Origin of the sequence: Mesorhizobium sp. M0909, from assembly GCF_040319515.1 — a bacterium.
Classification (GTDB): Bacteria; Pseudomonadota; Alphaproteobacteria; order Rhizobiales; family Rhizobiaceae; genus Mesorhizobium.
Map to the genome: position 1 here is coordinate 153,159 of NZ_JAMYOA010000010.1, position 16,298 is coordinate 169,456.

Below are 16,298 nucleotides of genomic sequence, written 5' to 3' on the forward strand. Positions count from 1 at the left end.
GCGAAGGCTCGTGGTAAAAGCCGCCCGGTCCGGAGTTTTGGCGATGAACAAATTCACACCTGCAAAGCCTGCCGGCGCGCGCAGCGTCGACGAGATCACCGGCAGCCGGCGGCTGCGGCGCATGCGCAAGGCCGATTGGTCGCGCCGCCTTGTCCAGGAGAACCGGCTCTCGGTCGACGATCTGATCTGGCCGATCTTCGTCGTCGACGGCAGACAAGTGCGCGAACCGATCGCCGCCATGCCCGGCGTGTTCCGCCTGTCGCTCGACCTCGCCGTCAAGGAGGCTGAGCGCGCGGCCAAGCTTGGCATTCCTGCGATCGCCACTTTCCCCAATGTGGAGCTCGGCCTGCGCGATCAGACCGGTTCCCACATCCTCGATCCGGAAAACATCATCAATCGCGCCACCCGCGCCATTAAGCGGGCGGTGCCGGAGATCGGCATCATCACCGACGCGGCGCTGGACCCGTTCACCTCGCATGGCCATGACGGCATCTTGCGTGAGGGCATTATCGTCAATGATGAAACGGTGGAGCAGGTGACGGCGGCGGCCGTCATCCAGGCGGCGGCAGGGGCCGACATCATTGCCCCCTCGGACATGATGGACGGCCGGATCGGTGCCATCCGCGATGCGCTCGACGCCAATGGGTTTCAGGATGTAGCGATCATGTCCTATGCGACCAAGTTCGCATCCGCTTTTTACGGCCCCTATCGCGAGGCGGTCGGCACCGCCGGCCTGCTCAAGGGCGACAAGAAAACCTATTATATCGACCACGCCAATTCCGACGAAGCGGTGCGCGAGGCCGAGCAGGATCTAGCCGAAGGCGCCGACATGCTGATGGTCAAGCCCGGCCTGCCCTATCTCGACATCATCCGCCGGCTGAAGGACGAATTGCAGATGCCGACCTTCGCCTATCAGGTCTCGGGCGAATATTCGATGATCAAGGCCGCCGCCGCCAATGGCTGGATCGACGGCGACAAGGCGATGCTGGAATCGCTGCTCGCGTTCAAGCGCGCCGGCTGCGACGGGATTCTCACCTACTTTGCGCCCGAAGTAGCGGCGATGCTAAAGGGATAGGTGATCGCATCGTTTTGGGACTTTGGTGCATGGGATGGGGCCTGTGGTAAACCTTCGGGATTGGCCGAATCCTCCTTCCCCCTCGTCATCCTGGGGCGGAGCAGGAGCGAAGCTCCGTCGCGGAGACCCTAGGATCCATGCCGTGACCTGGCGGCAGTGCTCCGGCGGATCGAAAACGAACGCACCCATCCGGTTCTCCGAAAAAGTTCGGACCATTCCAGATTGGTCTTCTTGATCTCCATTCGCGTGGTTCGTCGTTCTGGGCCGCTGTATTCTTCGGCCGATGTCACGGCATGGATCCTAGGGTCTGCGCCGCGTCGCTTCGCTCCTTGCTTCGCCCCAGGATGACGACGGGATGGTTGATTATGGCCAATCGCCAGCGTTGGGAGATTGGCGGTTGTGGCCCAGCCGTTCATCGCTAGCCGGCGATCCAAAAACACCGCTTGCAAAATGCAATCAGTTAAGCTAACCCGATAACTGCTTGCATGTCACAATTGGTTATCGAGGAGGCTCTCATGTCCAAACTTCGCGTCAGCGCTTTCACCCTGTCGATCGACGGCTTCGGCGCCGGTCCCGACCAAGACCTGAAGAACCCGCTGGGTGTTGGCGGGGAAGCCCTGCACGGATGGATGTTCGGCACCCGCACTTTCCGCAAGATGGTCCTCGGCAAGGATGGCGGGACCACGGACACTGACGAGGCGTTCGCCGCACGCAGCTTCGAAAACGTCGGCGCATGGATCCTCGGCCGCAACATGTTTGGGCCAATCCGCGGCGAATGGCCGGATGACAGCTGGAAAGGCTGGTGGGGTGACAACCCGCCCTACCATGTGCCGGTCTTCGTGCTCACGCATCATCCGCGTGATCCGATTGTCATGGAGGGCGGCACGACCTTCTATTTCGTGACCGATGGCATCCATTCAGCGCTGCAAAAGGCGAAAGCAGCAGCTGACGGCAAGGACATAAGGCTCGGCGGCGGCGTCGCAACGATCCGGCAATATCTCCAGGAAAAGCTCATCGACGAATTGCATCTGGCGATCTCACCGGTCCTGCTGGGCGCCGGCGAGAACCTTTTTGCCGGCATCGACATGCCCAAGCTCGGCTATCGCTGCAGCGAGCAGGTCGCGACGCCGAAAGCCACGCACGTCATCATCGAGCGTACCTAGCTTGTCGCAGGGCGCCACAGAGCAGCGCCCTCCTCGCCGCTTTAGTCAGTACTTCTCCGGCACATACAGTTCGCGCGGCAGTACCTGGTGCTCGTATTCGGGATTGAAGACGCGCTCCGGCAGTATGATCTCTTCGTGCGGCACCTCCTCATAAGGTATCTGCTTGAGGAGTTGGTCGATGCAGTTCAGCCGTGCCCGTTTCTTGTCGTTGCCCTCGACGATGAACCACGGGGCGCCACCCTTGCCCGCCGAGTCGCGGCCCTCGAAGACCACGACGAGCTTCTTCTTGTGATAGGCGACCCAGGATTGCAGCTTGATCAATTCGGATTGCAGCGTGATGAGATCGCGAAAATACTGCAGGCGGTCGATCGATGGCGGATGCGCATTCTTGTAGATCTTGGCGATCTCCATCGACAGCGCCGGCTCCGAGATTTCCAGCTCATAATCTTCGTCGAGCGTGTCGGCGAGTTCCGCTTCCAGCCAGTCCCTGGCCGGGGAATTCTGTTTTATCTCGGTCATTTGCGCTGCTCCGCTTACAGTCCTTGCCGGCCGCTGTCAGGCGCTCCGCCGCCCGGCCCGGCGGCCGGAAATCGAAGCGCTGAACCGATGTTAGTATAGGCCGGCAATGACGGTTTTTATTGCAGCCACTGCTGCGCTGGCTGTGCGTTCAATCGGAAAGATGTGATCGAGCTTGCCCTGCGGAACTGGCGACAAGCGGAACGAATTATCCTACAAATGCCCGGTTCATTGAGGGCTGTCGTTTGCAACGCCCTTTCCCGATAAATCGTGAGGATACGACATGGAATACCGCACTCTCGGCCGTTCCGGGCTGAAGGTTTCGACGCTGACCATGGGCACCATGACGTTCGGCGGCGGCGGCGCGTTTTCGGCGGTCGGCAAGACCGACCTCGACGAGGCGCGCCGGATGATCGACCTTTGCATCGATGCCGGCGTCAATGTCATCGACACCGCCAACGTCTATTCGAACGGCGTGTCGGAAGAGATCATCGGCGAGGCGCTCGGAGGCAAGCGCAAGGGCGACGTGCTGATCGCCTCCAAGGCGCGCATGCGGATCGGCAAAGGCCCCAACGATGAAGGCTTGTCGCGCTACCATCTGATCCGCGAATGCGAGAGGAGCCTGAAGCGCCTCAGGACCGATGTCATCGACATCTATTTCCTGCACGAGTGGGATGGCCTGACACCGCTTGAGGAAACCATCGCCGCGCTCGACACTCTGGTCACGCAGGGCAAGGTCCGTTATGTCGGCTGCTCCAATTATTCCGGCTGGCAAGTGATGAAGGGGCTGGGGATCAGTGACCGTCATCACCAGCCGCGCTTCGTCACCCAGCAGATCCATTACACGTTGGAAGCGCGCGAGGCCGAGTATGAATTGTTGCCGATCTCGGTCGACCAAGGGCTCGGCGTGCTGGTCTGGAGCCCGCTTGCCGGCGGGTTGCTGTCCGGCAAATACCACCGTGACCAGCCGACCGCCCGCCAGCTCAGCGGCTGGTCGGAACCGCCGATCCGCGACGAGGACCGGCTGTGGCGGATCGTCGACGCGCTGATCGACATCGGCAACAACCACGGTGTGTCGGCGGCGCAAGTGGCGCTTGCCTGGCTACTCGGCCGGCCCGCCGTCAGCTCGTTGGTGATCGGCGGACGAACCGAAGCGCATTTCAAAGACAATATCGCCGCTGCAAGCCTGGTGCTTGGCGATGAGGAGCGCACACGGCTCGACGCGGTCAGCAGGCCGCCCGTGCTCTACCCCTACTGGCACCAGCAGTTCACCGCAAAGGACCGGTTCGGTCCGGCCGATCTCGTCCTCGACCGCGATGGCGCCTGAAAGCCGGGCTCTCAGGACTGCGCCGAGATATGGAGCCGATCGTGCTTGCGGTGTTGTGTTTGCGGTCCAATGCTCCTAGGCAAAGGCCAAGCACAACGAAAGGAAACGATATGGCACGAGCACCGAACTACGGTCAGGAGCGCAAGGAACGCGACCGGCAGAAGGCTGCCAAGAAGGCGGAAAAGCAGGCTGCCAAGGTCGCAGCCAAGGAGCGATCGAAGCCCGAGGGCGAGAGCGAGTCCCAAACCAAAACCGAAACGACCAAGTGATGACGCCGGGCCTGTCAGGCGGTCCGGGCCTCGGTCAAATCCCGCTATGCCTCAGGCGGGCGCCTTGTCGCTGACGAAGACGTTCACTTCACGAGCGGCGGCAATGAAGGCCCGTCTTGCGTTCATGGCCGGCTTGTCGCCGGCCAGCGCATCATGACAGGCCTGCAGCGCTTCGCGGTGCTTGGGACTGCGCTTGCCGGGCCAATTGTTGAGGAGGTAGTCGGAAGCCTCGCGGGCCGTACGCAAGAGCTGATTGCTTCCCGCCGCACCCTTGACGGTCACGGGTGTGTCAAATCGGTTGTTTTCCATCGCCGCTCTTACGCCATCGGCATTTGCGAAGCGAGACCGAAAGTAGCATTCTTCGCTCATCTGCCCTTTTCGTGATCAATGGCAGCCGATCCTCACTCAAGCGACGACGGCAAATCCCCTGGCGCGCAGGCCGCGCCGGTCGTTGCGCAGCGAGGCCACCAGCCGGTCGCGGCTGCCACTGATGTGGGCTGAAAGCAGGCGGGCGGCGCTATCGGCATCGCCGGCCCGCACCGCCGACAGAATGGCATGGTGTTCGGCCCAGGCACGGCCAAGTGCTGCCTCGTCGCGAACCTCGAGCCAGCGGGCGCGCGACAGGCGTGTCATCGAGTCGCGAACCGCTCTGAACAGGAACTCGTTGCCGGACAATCGCGCCAACTCGATATGAAAATCCATGCCGACGCGATGCCATTCCTCGCGCGGCGTCTTGTCGTCGCAAGAATCGAGCATCGCCTCGATGATTTCGACGGCACTCCTATCCTGCAAGGCACAAGTCAGCCTGAGTGCCGCGACCTCGACCGCCTCGCGATAGACGGCGATCTGCTCGAGTTCGGCGAGGTTGATAGGCGAGACCGTCCAGCCGCGGCCGTCGCGGCAGATCAGGCCTTCGGTCTCGAGCCGCAGCAATGCCGCCCTGACCGGCGTGCGCGAGGCTCCGAAACGGCTTTCGACCCAGCGCTCCGTCAGCCGCTCGCCCGGACCGATCTCGAGCCCGAGGATCATCTCGCGAAGCTGCTTTTCGACGTTTTGCATCTGCGACATTGGCGTTCCGTTTGTCGGAGCCGTTTCATTGGCTCTCTGTTCACCGGCCATTTGTTGCCGATCACTTTGCAGCGGCCGCATTGACAGCGACCAGCCTTGCGTCCATGACGGATACCAATCTGGTATACCAAAATGGGATCCACAACAAGTTTTCATCCAAGCCGGCCGGACAGGACAGGACATGCCGCAAGACGCCACCCTCGCCACGCAGGGCACGCACAACGTCCACTGGCGTCGCAATCTCGCCGTGTGTTTTGCCGGCTCGTTCAGCACGCTTGTAGCGATGACGCTGCTGTTGCCCTTCCTGCCGCTTTACGTCGAGCAGTTGGGCGCAGAGGGTCACGCGGCGATCGCCCAGTGGTCGGGCATTGCCTACGGCGCAACCTTCCTTGCTGCCGCGCTGGTCGCACCGCTGTGGGGGCGGCTAGGCGACCGCTACGGCCGCAAACTGATGCTGGTGCGTGCCAGTTTCGGCATGGCGCTGTGCATGTCGGTGACCGGCATGGTGCAGACCGTCTGGCAAATGGTGCTCCTGCGCCTGCTGATCGGCTTTGCCGGCGGCTATTCTTCGGGCTCGACCATCCTGGTTGCCATGCAGACGCCGAAGGATCGCTCCGGCTGGGCGCTGGGCGTGCTGTCGGCCGGCATAACCGCCGGTGCTCTGGTCGGTCCGCTGCTCGGCGGCGCGCTGCCGCCGCTGATTGGAATCCGCGCCACCTTCCTGCTCGCAGGCGGCGTCATTTTCCTGGCGTTTCTGGCAACCACCTTGCTGATCAAGGAGGCCCCTCGCCCGGTTGCCGTCAAGGCGGCGTCACAAGAAAAAGCGAGAGGCGGCTGGTCGCAGATTCCCGACAAGCGCCCCGTCGTCGCCATGCTGGCGACCGGCATGCTCTTGAGTTTTGCCACCATGTCGATCGAGCCGATCATCACCGTCTATGTCCAACAGCTCATCGAAGATCAGAGCCAGGTCACGCTGATCTCCGGCATCGTCATGTCCGCGGCGGCGCTCGGCGCCATCGTGTCGGCGTCGCGGCTCGGCAAGCTCGCCGACCGTATCGGCCATTGGAACGTAATCGTTGCCGCACTCGCCGTCTCGGCGCTGCTCCTGATCCCGCAGGCCTTCGTTACGCAGGGCTGGCAACTCGTCGGCCTGCGTTTCTTGATGGGCCTGGCGCTTGGCGGTCTCGTGCCCTGCATCACCAGCGTCATCCGCCACAATGTGCCGGATGGCGTCGGCGGCAATGTGCTGGGCTTGTCGATCTCGGCGCAATATGTCGGGCAGGTCGCCGGACCGTTGCTCGGCGGCTTCGTCGGCGGCCATTTCGGTATGCGCTCGGTGTTTCTCGGCACATCGGTGCTGATGGCGGGCGGAGCGGCCTATAACTGGCTGGTCCAGTCGCGCCGCGAACGCGCCATGCTGGCGGAAGCCGGCAAATCCTGACACGGTTCGCCGCACTATCTCAGGCGGTCGCCAGGAATCGCGGAGGCGTGGAAATGAGCATGGCTGAACAGACGGCGGGCAGTCGCATTCTGATTTTTGCCGGCGGCCTATGCGGCGGAACCGGCGTGGCTCTTTCGGCGGCGGCGGCACATCTCGGCGGCGCTTTCGTCGGTACGGCCGCATCCTTCCTGCTCATGCATGCGCCGGTCTTCCTTACCGTCGGGCTGCTCGGTGGCAATAGAATCCTGCGAACCGGAAGCCTCATCCTTCTCGTCGGGCTTCTGCTTTTCTCGGGAGATCTTTTGGCCCGCGACTTCCTTGGCTCGCGGCTGTTCCCGATGTCGGCGCCGATCGGCGGCACGTTGCTCATCGGCGGCTGGCTCGTGATGGCCGCCTCGGCGCTGGTACGCCCGCGCCGCCATTGATGCGGCAACCAATGGCGGCCGCTGCTCTTTTCGCCAGCCGCGCTCGATCCACGGCTCCGTCTTGCCAGCTCAGTCTTGCGGACGTTCGGGCCGGACTTGGCCGTCGCGCTTGGGCGTCTTGACTATACGCCGTCGCTCCAGCCGTTCGGTGGCCGGCGAGATGCCCCAATAATTGCGATAGATGTCTTCGAACAGATGCTTGATCGGATGCATGGCTTAATCTCCTCTAGCTTTTTGAATCGATCCAATCCGCGGGGACAAAAATAGGCCGCCGATCAGCTCCGCTTGCGTCCTACGAGGAAACGCAGGTCGCGAATCCACGGACCGGTCCTGTCGCGCCCCTTACGGGCATCTGCGCCCGAGCGGATGCTCCAGTCGTTCCGGTAAATGTCCTCGAACAGATAATTGACGGGGTGCATGGCGCTCTCCTCTTGTATCGATCCAATCTGCGGATAAAAACCGCTCTTGGATCGATTCAAGAATACGCGTCACACCATAAATGTCAAGCAAAAATTTGAATCGATCCAAGGAAGATGTTAGGTAATCGGCGATACTGTTGGACAGGAGTCGTGGAGACAAACAATGGCATCACTCACCGAAGGCGGCAGGAGACCCATCCGGCTGGCGGACATCGCCAAAGCCGCGGGCGTATCGCACGGCACTGCGTCCAATGTCTTCAGCCGTCCCGAAATCGTGCGCGAGGAAGTCCGCGAGCGGGTCAAGGCGGCGGCCGACGCCCTGGGCTACGCCGGCCCGGATCCCAAGGGCCGCCTGCTGCGCGCCGGCAAGGTCAATGCGATCGGCGTCGCCACAACCGAGCCGCTGTCTTACTTCTTCGACGACCCGTTTGCCCGCGTGATGATGGCCGGCATCTCGGAAGCCTGCGACGCCACCGGCGCGGGGATAGCCCTCGTGTCGGCTGGCAACGAGGAAAAACTTGCCTGGAATATCCAGAGCGCCCTCGTGGACGGCTTCATCCTGTTCTGCATCGAGGGCGGTCCGCGTCTCGTTGAGCTGACGCGCGAACGAAAGCTCCCCTTCGTCGCGCTCGAGCTCGGCTCGCAGGACGATACGGTCTCCGCGATCAGTATCGACAATGTTGCCGGCGGCCGGCTCGCGGCGCGCCATCTGGCGGAACTTGGACATCGCCGCTTCGCCGTGTTGTCGCTGGCCTTCGCCGACGACAGCACCGGTCTTGTCTCGCCCGAGCAGGTCCGGACGGCGTCCTATACCGGAACCCGTGATCGCCTCCTCGGCTATTTCGAAGAGCTTTCTCGGTTTGGTGTCGACACCGACAAGGTGCTGGTCTACGAGACCGAAAACGATAAGGCGAGCACAAGGGCTGGCCTTGAAACCATCTTCGCCTCGGCGGAACCGCCGACCGCCATCCTGGCGATGTCGGACCGGATCGCAATGGTGGCATTGGAATGGCTCAACGCACGGGGCATCGCGGTTCCCCGCGATGTTTCCGTCGTCGGCTTCGACGGCGTGCCTGAAGCCGCAACTTGCGAGCCTCCGCTCACCACCATCGCCCAGCCGATCGCCGAGATAGGCCGCCGGGCAGCGCGAAGAATCCTCGACTTCGACGGCACGGTGCGGCGAGAAACGCTCGACGTCGAACTTGTTGTCAGGGAATCGTCCGGACCGCCGCTAAGTACAGGCTGACTGGGGCAGATCGGCACCAAATCTTATCTATTTGCCGCCATGGGACCGATGCCAAAGGATGGACGAACAGGCAACGCCTCGTTGCGGACCGGCTTGCCCTTGCCGGACCAGCCGATTGCGGACAGCCACTCCAGATAAAAGGCGAGCGCGAACTGCATGGCGATGCCGGCGGCGAGCAGCAGACTGTCATAGGCAATGCCGCCCGGGTTGATCAGCTTCATCACCTGCGCCGCCATGGCAATCACCGTGCCGGCAATGAAAACCGGCAGCGAGCGTTTGCCCAATATGGCGAGCGGATTGTCGCGGCCGGTGCGGAACAGGTTCGAGACGAAAGGCAAGGCGACGACCAGATAGCTCATCGCCAGGATGTGCAGCAGCCGCGGCAACGACAGGAACGTCTTGTCGAAACCGGTCAGCACCACCGGCAGGTCGAGCCATGACACATGCCCCCACAGCGGGCTATGCACCCAGACGAGCGCCGTCAGCACATAGGCGGCCGCCGCGCCGACCAGCCACCGATTGACCGGGATGGTGCCGCCGCGCCGCACATGCAACACGCTGGCCATGCCGATATTGAACAGCAATTGCCATGACAGCGGATTGAGGAACCAGAACCCGGGCTCCGGGTAGTTCGGCGGCGCGATCTGGTAGATTCCGGCAACCAGCCAAAGGGCTGCGGACACGGCAAGCGCGGCCAGTGGCCTGTAGCTGATGAACAGCAGGAAGGCCGGCGCCATCAACAGCAGCACCGCATAGACCGGCAGTATGTTGTTGTAACCGAGCTGATGGCCGAGCGTGACGATACCGACCAGGACTTGCGGCGGGTTCCTGACGAGCGGCTCGATGTTGATCAGCGTCAGAAGGTCCGGCCGTTTCGCAAACACCGCCGCTGCGCAGAAGATGGCCATGACCACCATCGTCGTGACGATGTGGGTGACATAGAGCACGCCGGCGCGGCGCCACATCTTCAGCGTTGCGACCAGCCGGTTTCCCGGCTGGAATTTGGTGCCGTAGGCAAGAGCGACGGACATGCCGGAGATCAGCACGAAGGCCTCGGCCGCATCCGAAAACCCGAAATTCTTGTAGGTCAGGGTTTCGAAAACTGTGCCCGGCACGTGGTCGATGAATATGGTCAGGAGGGCGAGTGCCCGGAACACGTCAATACGCGTATCGCGTTCCGGCGAAACTGGCATGGTCATCGATAAAAGGCCTTAAAGCTGGTTGTTCATGCGCGGTATGCAACCACCTGGGCGACCACCCGGCGCACACTGCTTCGAATCCCTCCCGCGGGGATTATATCGGCAAAGAAACGGACTGAAATGCGCCCGGTTCAATCAACTTTCGCGGAGCTTGAAAATATTCCGTTTTGAAGCCGGCAAATGAATGAAAACATCGTGAAAACAAAAGGATGCAACTATGTCCGAAAAACCTCCGGAAGATGACTTTTTGCGGCGCGACCTGCCATTTTTTTACCGCGTTTACAGGCCCGCAGCACCAACCGGAGAGTGCCTCTTTCTGCTGCATGGATCGGGTGTCGACGAGACGACTCTGGTGCCGCTGGGGCGCCAAGTCTCGCCGCACGCTACCTTGGTGGCGGTGCGTGGCCGCATCGCCCAGGAAGACGGTTTCCGGTGGTTCAGGCGGATTTCGCCGATACGATTCGAGCAGGACAGCATCCGCAAAGAGGCGGACGCTTTCGCTGACTTCATCCCCAAGGCCGCGAAACGCCACGACCTCGATCTCGTCCGAGCCTCCTTTATCGGCTACTCCAACGGCGCCAACCTGGTTTCAAGCGTGATGCTGCTTCATCCGCGGCTCATCGTCCAAGCGGCTTTGCTGCGCCCGATGCCGGTTCTGGACGAGGTGCCGCCGGCGGATCTCAGCAACGCACGGGTGGTAATCTTATCCGGCGCCGACGACCTGACTTACCGGCCCTTCGCACTCGCGCTGGTCGGACTGCTCAGCCGGCATGGCGCCAAAGTCGAGGCCCACACCGTCGCCTCCGGCCATGAAATCGGCAATCCGGACGCCGCGATAGTCAGGCAATGGCTGGCGGATCCTGCAGCCGCCGTTGCAACGTCAGATCGATGAGCCGAGAAGCTACCCTCGCCCCATGCGGTTCCAGGCGTCTAGCCCGGCGATCTTGTAGGCTTCGGCCAGCGTCGGATAATTGAAGGTGTTGTTGACGAAGAAGTCGACGGTGCCGCCGAGATTGATCACCGCCTGGCCAATGTGGATGAGCTCGGTCGCGCCCTCGCCGACAATATGGGCGCCGAGCAGACGGCGTGTTTCGATCGAGAACAGAAGCTTCAGAAAGCCGGTGTTGACGCCCATGATGTGGCCGCGCGATGTCTCGCGAAACCGCGCCACGCCGACCTCGTAGGCGGCACCACTCTCGCGCACCTGCTCCTCGGATTGGCCGACGGTGGAGATTTCCGGCACGGCGTAGATGCCGTAGGGAAAGGTTTCGGGCGGCGGCGGCAAGGGCACGCCGAAGGCATGGCAGGCGGCCACCCTGCCCTGCTCCATCGAAGTCGAGGCCAGGCTCGGAAAACCAATGACGTCGCCGGCGGCATAGATGTTGGGCGCGCTTGTCTGGAACGTCTGCGGATCGACCTTGATGCGGCCCCTGGGATCGGCCTCAATGCCGACCGCTTCCAAGCCCAGGCTGCCGACATTGCCGGTACGCCCTGCAGCATAAAGCACCATCTCGGAACGTATGGTGCGGCCGTCGGTCAGCTTCACCTCAGCATAGTCGGGTTTCGAGGCGATCTCCTTGACGGCACTGCCCAATCGGATGGTCATGCCGCGGTCGCGCATCTGATGGATGAAGTCGTCGACGATCTCGCGGTCGACGAAATCCAACATGGTATTGCGCGGCTCGACCAGCGTCACCGGCACGTCGAGCGCCGAAAAGATCGTTGCATATTCGACGCCGATGACGCCGGCGCCGATCACCGTCAGCGTGCGTGGCAGGCGGTCGAGCTCCAGCATCTCGTCGCTGTCGAAGATCCGTGTCTTGTCGAACGGCACGTCGCGCGGCCGGTGCGGCCGGGTGCCGACCGCGATCAGCGCATGGGCGAAGCCAACCTCGCTGTAGTCGCCGGTGTCGGTGGTCAGGCTGACTTTGTTGGGGCCGAGGAATTTTGCCGCGGCACGTGCGCTCTTGACCGTGTTGCGCATGAACTGGTGCTGCAGTACCTCGACCTCATGGTCGAGCGTCTTATGCAGGCGCTCGACCAGATCGCCGACCGAAATGTCCTGCTTGACCCGGTAGCCGCGACCGTAAAAGCCGCGCTCGCGCCAGCCTGAGAGGTTGAGCACCGTCTCGCGCAACGTCTTCGACGGGATGGTGCCGGTATGCACCGACACGCCGCCGAGGCGCCGGCCTCTGTCGACCACCAGCACCGACTTGCCGAGCTTGGCCGACTGCACCGCGGCGCGGCGCCCGGATGGGCCGCTGCCGATGACCAGCATGTCATAGTCCATGTCGCCCCGTCCCCTCGGCTTGGCGCTTTTTGTTGCGCCGCAGCAAGCTAACGCTATCCGCGCCACAAATTCAACAAGTCACAGACGGCGCCAAGTGCTCCGTCACCATCTACATGGTGGACGGCTCGATCTTGATTCCGCCGCGAACCTTCACCATTTCATCAACAAGCGGCCCCGTGCATTAACCCGGGTTCGATTACGAGGAAATGACATGAACGCTCGCGTTCTCGACGGCGAAATCATCACCAACAGGCTCGAAGATATCAGCGCCTATGAGGGCGTGCGCACGCGGCGCATTCTCGCCTTCGTCATCGATTATTTCATCGTGGCGCTGCTCACCATTCCATTCGCGATCCTGGTGTTCCTGTTCGGGCTGTTGACGCTCGGCCTTGGCTGGATGCTGTTTTCCATTCTCGTGCCGGCCGTCGCCATCCTCTACATCTGGAACACGCTCGGCAGTAAAGACCAGGCCACCACCGGCATGAAGATAATGGGCATCCGGCTCGACCGACTCGACGGCGGCCCCATCGACGGGCTGACCGCCGTCGTGCATTCGGTGCTGTTTTGGGCGGGCAATGTCATCCTTTCGCCGCTAGTCCTGCTGGTGAGCCTGTTTTCCGATCGCAAGCGCACGCTGCACGACCTGCTGCTCGGCACCGTCGTCAGCCGCAGCGGCCGCTGAGCGCGGGCGCAGCCTTTGCGCACAAATGTGAAGACGTCCAATCAACCAGGCTTTCACAATCCTGTTGAATTTTTCGGCGTCCGCGCCAAAGGTAGAGCGATTCGCAGGAGTGTTTCCAAGGCTCGATGACGCAGCACCCGACCCAGTCGCCGCAGTTCTTTCTGACCGCGCCCTCGCCATGTCCCTATCTCGAGGGCCAGTTCGAGCGCAAGGTGTTCACACACCTGGTCGGCGACAAGGCCCCGGAGATGAACGATCTGTTGACGCAGGGTGGATTCAGGCGGTCGCAGAACATCGCTTACAGGCCGGCTTGCGAGACCTGCCGCGCCTGTGTGTCGGTGCGCATCCTGGCGCAGGAATTCACCGCCAGCCGAAACATGAAACGCGTCATACAGCATAATTCGGATCTGGTCGGCGCCATGCACGACGCCGAGCCCTCCACCGAGCAATATTCGCTGTTCCGCAGCTATCTCGACGCCCGCCACCGCCGTGGCGGCATGTCCGACATGACCGTGCTCGACTACGCCATGATGGTCGAGGATACCCATGTCGACACCAAGGTCATCGAATACCGTCGCCGCGGACCCGACAGCTTCATCACCGGCAAGGGCCAGGGCGAGCTGATCGCCGTAGCGCTCACCGACAAGATGGCCGATGGCCTGTCGATGGTCTATTCCTACTTCAACCCGGACTTCGAGGACCGCTCGCTCGGCACCTTCATGATCCTCGACCACATCGCCCGCGCCAGGGCGATGGGCCTGCCCCATGTCTACCTGGGTTACTGGGTCAACGGCTCGCGCAAGATGAATTATAAGATGCGCTTCCAGCCGCAGGAGCATCTCGGCCCGAAAGGTTGGGAACGCTACAATCACGAAGCGGTTTCGCGCTGATCTTCGCTTTCGGTATTCACTCTTAATTGTTTCGAGGAGGATGCCGCTGGGCTTCCGGCCGATCGGCTGGAAAACCGGCCGGGTCAATTTTGCGCCTCCAAGCCTACGCGAGAATTGCCGCATGTCTTCCCACAACGACCACCAGAGAGGCCTTCTGATCACCGCCATCGGCGGGCTGACGCTGACGGTCGACATTCCGCTGATCCGGCTCGCCGATGGCGAGGCATGGACGATCCTGCTGTTGCGCACCGGTACGACCTTGGTCGCCACGCTCATCATCTGGGCCGTCTGGCGCTCGCTGAGCGCAAAGGCGCCGCAGCTTATCCCGGGCTGGTCAGGGCTCATCGTTGCCGCCCTCTACGGGCTCGGCTCGATCGCCTTCATCACCGGCGTCTACAACACCTCGACCGCCAACCTCGTTTTCATCCTGGCCTTCACAACCATGTTCGCGGCCCTTTTGTCATGGCTGTTCCTGAAGGAGAGGCCACGGCCCCTGACGCTTGCAGCGCTGGCACTGATGATCGTCGGCGTGACGATCATTGTCGGCGATTCCGTTGGAACCGGACATCTCTTCGGCGACCTGATGGCGCTATGCTCGGCTTTCATGATCGCAGCGGCCATTACTATCTCGCGCGCAAGCGGCAAGGATATGGGTTTCACGGCGCTGATCGGAGTGGTCCTGCCGCTGGCCGTCGCCGCCCTGATGGTTTCCAAGGTGGGTTTTCACGTCAACGCGCCATGGTGGATCGTTTTCAACGGTGCCGTCATCATGCCGATCTCGTTCTTCTGCCTCGCCAACGGCCCGAAATACATCTCCGGGCCGGAGGTGGCGATGTTCTACCTGCTTGAAACCGTGCTGGCACCGGTCTGGGTGTGGATGATCTTCGCCGAAGCGCCGTCGCGCAACAGCCTGATCGGCGGCGCGATCCTAATCATGACTTTGATCGGCCATTCGCTCTGGCAGTTGCACGAGGGGCGCAAACGCCGCGCCACGTTCGCCGTCAGTCACCCGGCCTGATTCTTTTTCGCGGCGGCGCGCTCGGCGACAATTTCGATCTGCGGCGGCGCGTCATCGTGCTCCGCCGGTTCGGCGGCAGCGAGTTCATCGGTCAGTTCCACTTCGCGCAGCCATTCGCGCCAGATTGCGACCAGCAGGGCCATCAGCACCGGGCCTATGAACAGGCCGAGAAAACCCATCGTCTTGACGCCGCCGATCAGGCCGAAAAAGGTTGGCAGGAACGGCAGCTTTATCGGCCCGCCGACCAGCTTCGGGCGCAATGTCTTGTCGACGATGAAGAGTTCGACCGCGCCCCAGATGAACAGCGCCAGCCCCGCCATCGGCGAGCCGCTGGCAGCGAGATAGATCGAGACCAGCGTGAAGGACAGGGGCGCGCCGCCGGGGATCAGCGCCATGATGCCGGTCAGCGCGCCGAGCGTCACCGGCGACGGCACGCCGGCCAACCAGTAAGCGATGCCCAGCACCAGCCCTTCGCCGATGGCGATAACAGTCATGCCGGTCACCGTCGAGGAGATCGTCGCCGGCACCACGCGTGAGATCCGTTCCCATCTGGCCGGCAGGATGCGTTCGCCGAGGCGATCGACCTGTCCGGCGAAATGCTCGCCGTCGCGATAGGCGAAGAACAGCGCGATCATCATGAACAGCAGCGTCAGCAAAAGGCCGAAGGCGCTGCCGCCCGCGGCAAGCACGCCGCGGTAGATGCTGCCGATATTGGCGCCGCTGATCAGCTGGATCAGTTCGCCGATACCGCCAGGGTGGCCAACGTTGACCGTCCATTGTTCATTGAGCCATTCGCCCACCACGGGCATGGTGGCGATCCAGTGCGGCGTCGGCGCACCGTAGCGGTTGGTCTCGATCGACCAGTTGACCCATTCGCGCACCTCATTGATGGCGTAGGTGCCGGCAAGCGCGATCGGCACCACCAGGAAGGTCAGGATGAACAAGATCGCAAGCGTCGCCGCGATGGTGCGGTTGCCGCCGACGCCGGCGAGCAGCCGTCGATAGAGTGGCCAGCTGGCGAAGGCGATCACCAGGGCGGCAAGGACCGGAAACAGGAAGCCGTGGAAGAAGTAAACGCCAGCGGCAACGATCAGCACCAGGAGCCAGCGCGCCGCCGACAGCGGCGGAATGACAGCGGCCCTGAGCGGCGTCGACAGGCCAAACAGGCGCTGCTGCCGCTCCGGCTTCTGGATCCTGACTTCCTTCAAGCGCCCAATTCTCCCTGGCCCATAGCGTCGCTTATGCACTGATATAGTGCAGCAATCGTGAC

General features: G+C 62.4%; 19 protein-coding genes. 11 read left to right on the top strand and 8 right to left on the bottom strand.

Going from position 1 to position 16,298, the window contains the following annotated elements; genetic code table 11:
* Positions 1 to 43 precede the first annotated feature (43 nt).
* Together hemB and NKH83_RS17765 are read left to right on the top strand one after the other, a co-directional pair.
* Entirely contained in the window at positions 44 to 1,075 is a 1,032-nt protein-coding gene (gene hemB / locus NKH83_RS17760; protein ID WP_352477156.1) for a porphobilinogen synthase, read from the top strand.
* A 515-nt stretch (positions 1,076 to 1,590) separates the two neighbouring features.
* Positions 1,591 to 2,238 (top strand): dihydrofolate reductase family protein, encoded by a 648-nt coding sequence (locus NKH83_RS17765; protein WP_352477155.1) that lies wholly within the window; start codon positions 1,591 to 1,593, stop codon positions 2,236 to 2,238.
* Between the two features lie 45 nt (positions 2,239 to 2,283).
* Here NKH83_RS17765 and NKH83_RS17770 read toward each other — a convergent pair whose 3' ends face one another.
* Positions 2,284 to 2,757 carry a polyphosphate kinase 2 family protein gene (locus tag NKH83_RS17770; RefSeq protein WP_352477153.1) on the bottom strand — a complete coding sequence of 158 codons (474 nt, stop codon included), beginning with the start codon at positions 2,755 to 2,757 and terminating at the stop codon, positions 2,284 to 2,286.
* A gap of 280 nt (positions 2,758 to 3,037) precedes the next feature.
* Between NKH83_RS17770 and NKH83_RS17775 the strand changes: the two genes are divergently transcribed.
* Complete coding sequence (locus NKH83_RS17775; RefSeq protein ID WP_352477152.1) at positions 3,038 to 4,081, top strand: aldo/keto reductase; 1,044 nt, start codon at positions 3,038 to 3,040, stop codon at positions 4,079 to 4,081.
* A gap of 110 nt (positions 4,082 to 4,191) precedes the next feature.
* Positions 4,192 to 4,350 carry a hypothetical protein gene (locus NKH83_RS17780; RefSeq protein WP_352477150.1) on the top strand — a complete coding sequence of 53 codons (159 nt, stop codon included), beginning with the start codon at positions 4,192 to 4,194 and terminating at the stop codon, positions 4,348 to 4,350.
* Positions 4,351 to 4,401: 51 nt separating this feature from the next.
* On the opposite strand, the gene NKH83_RS17785 is transcribed toward NKH83_RS17780, so the two are convergent.
* Both NKH83_RS17785 and NKH83_RS17790 read right to left on the bottom strand, forming a co-directional pair.
* Positions 4,402 to 4,659, bottom strand: a complete 258-nt coding sequence (locus NKH83_RS17785; RefSeq protein WP_023674477.1) for a DUF982 domain-containing protein — start codon at positions 4,657 to 4,659, stop codon at positions 4,402 to 4,404.
* Between the two features lie 96 nt (positions 4,660 to 4,755).
* Positions 4,756 to 5,418, bottom strand: coding sequence for a GntR family transcriptional regulator (locus NKH83_RS17790; RefSeq protein WP_352477149.1), 663 nt, complete (start codon positions 5,416 to 5,418; stop codon positions 4,756 to 4,758).
* A gap of 181 nt (positions 5,419 to 5,599) precedes the next feature.
* On the opposite strand from NKH83_RS17790, the gene NKH83_RS17795 reads away from it, so the two are divergent.
* Together NKH83_RS17795 and NKH83_RS17800 are read left to right on the top strand one after the other, a co-directional pair.
* The gene (locus tag NKH83_RS17795) at positions 5,600 to 6,859 is read left to right on the top strand and encodes a multidrug efflux MFS transporter (RefSeq protein ID WP_352477147.1); all 1,260 of its coding nucleotides are present in this window, start codon (positions 5,600 to 5,602) and stop codon (positions 6,857 to 6,859) included.
* A 53-nt stretch (positions 6,860 to 6,912) separates the two neighbouring features.
* Positions 6,913 to 7,284, top strand: a complete 372-nt coding sequence (locus tag NKH83_RS17800) for a DUF423 domain-containing protein (protein ID WP_352477146.1) — start codon at positions 6,913 to 6,915, stop codon at positions 7,282 to 7,284.
* A gap of 69 nt (positions 7,285 to 7,353) precedes the next feature.
* Here NKH83_RS17800 and NKH83_RS17805 read toward each other — a convergent pair whose 3' ends face one another.
* Together NKH83_RS17805 and NKH83_RS17810 are read right to left on the bottom strand one after the other, a co-directional pair.
* On the bottom strand, positions 7,354 to 7,497 hold the full coding sequence (locus NKH83_RS17805; RefSeq protein WP_352477145.1) for a hypothetical protein: 144 nt from the start codon (positions 7,495 to 7,497) through the stop codon (positions 7,354 to 7,356).
* A gap of 62 nt (positions 7,498 to 7,559) precedes the next feature.
* Entirely contained in the window at positions 7,560 to 7,703 is a 144-nt protein-coding gene (locus tag NKH83_RS17810; protein WP_352477143.1) for a hypothetical protein, read from the bottom strand.
* Positions 7,704 to 7,866: 163 nt separating this feature from the next.
* Here NKH83_RS17810 and NKH83_RS17815 point away from each other — a divergent pair, with 163 nt between their 5' ends.
* Positions 7,867 to 8,949, top strand: a complete 1,083-nt coding sequence (locus NKH83_RS17815) for a LacI family DNA-binding transcriptional regulator (protein WP_352477142.1) — start codon at positions 7,867 to 7,869, stop codon at positions 8,947 to 8,949.
* 23 nt (positions 8,950 to 8,972) lie between these two features.
* Here the strand turns inward: NKH83_RS17815 and NKH83_RS17820 are convergent, their stop codons facing one another.
* Complete coding sequence (locus tag NKH83_RS17820) at positions 8,973 to 10,148, bottom strand: OpgC family protein (protein WP_352477141.1); 1,176 nt, start codon at positions 10,146 to 10,148, stop codon at positions 8,973 to 8,975.
* A gap of 217 nt (positions 10,149 to 10,365) precedes the next feature.
* Between NKH83_RS17820 and NKH83_RS17825 the strand changes: the two genes are divergently transcribed.
* A complete protein-coding gene (locus tag NKH83_RS17825; RefSeq protein WP_352477140.1) occupies positions 10,366 to 11,040 on the top strand; it encodes an alpha/beta hydrolase in 675 nt (224 codons plus the stop codon).
* Positions 11,041 to 11,049: 9 nt separating this feature from the next.
* Here the strand turns inward: NKH83_RS17825 and sthA are convergent, their stop codons facing one another.
* Positions 11,050 to 12,438 carry a Si-specific NAD(P)(+) transhydrogenase gene (sthA, locus tag NKH83_RS17830; RefSeq protein WP_352477139.1) on the bottom strand — a complete coding sequence of 463 codons (1,389 nt, stop codon included), beginning with the start codon at positions 12,436 to 12,438 and terminating at the stop codon, positions 11,050 to 11,052.
* A 211-nt stretch (positions 12,439 to 12,649) separates the two neighbouring features.
* On the opposite strand from sthA, the gene NKH83_RS17835 reads away from it, so the two are divergent.
* The 3 genes from NKH83_RS17835 to NKH83_RS17845 all read left to right on the top strand — a co-directional run bounded on the left by NKH83_RS17835 (position 12,650) and on the right by NKH83_RS17845 (position 15,028).
* Positions 12,650 to 13,120: an RDD family protein gene (locus NKH83_RS17835; protein WP_254817529.1), complete on the top strand. Its 471-nt coding sequence runs from the start codon at positions 12,650 to 12,652 to the stop codon at positions 13,118 to 13,120.
* A gap of 125 nt (positions 13,121 to 13,245) precedes the next feature.
* Entirely contained in the window at positions 13,246 to 14,010 is a 765-nt protein-coding gene (locus NKH83_RS17840) for an arginyltransferase (protein ID WP_023717252.1), read from the top strand.
* Between the two features lie 121 nt (positions 14,011 to 14,131).
* Complete coding sequence (locus tag NKH83_RS17845) at positions 14,132 to 15,028, top strand: DMT family transporter (protein WP_352806119.1); 897 nt, start codon at positions 14,132 to 14,134, stop codon at positions 15,026 to 15,028.
* Here the strand turns inward: NKH83_RS17845 and NKH83_RS17850 are convergent.
* Positions 15,016 to 16,236 carry an AI-2E family transporter gene (locus NKH83_RS17850; RefSeq protein WP_254817528.1) on the bottom strand — a complete coding sequence of 407 codons (1,221 nt, stop codon included), beginning with the start codon at positions 16,234 to 16,236 and terminating at the stop codon, positions 15,016 to 15,018. The genes NKH83_RS17845 and NKH83_RS17850 overlap by 13 nt on opposite strands.
* Positions 16,237 to 16,298 lie beyond the last annotated feature (62 nt).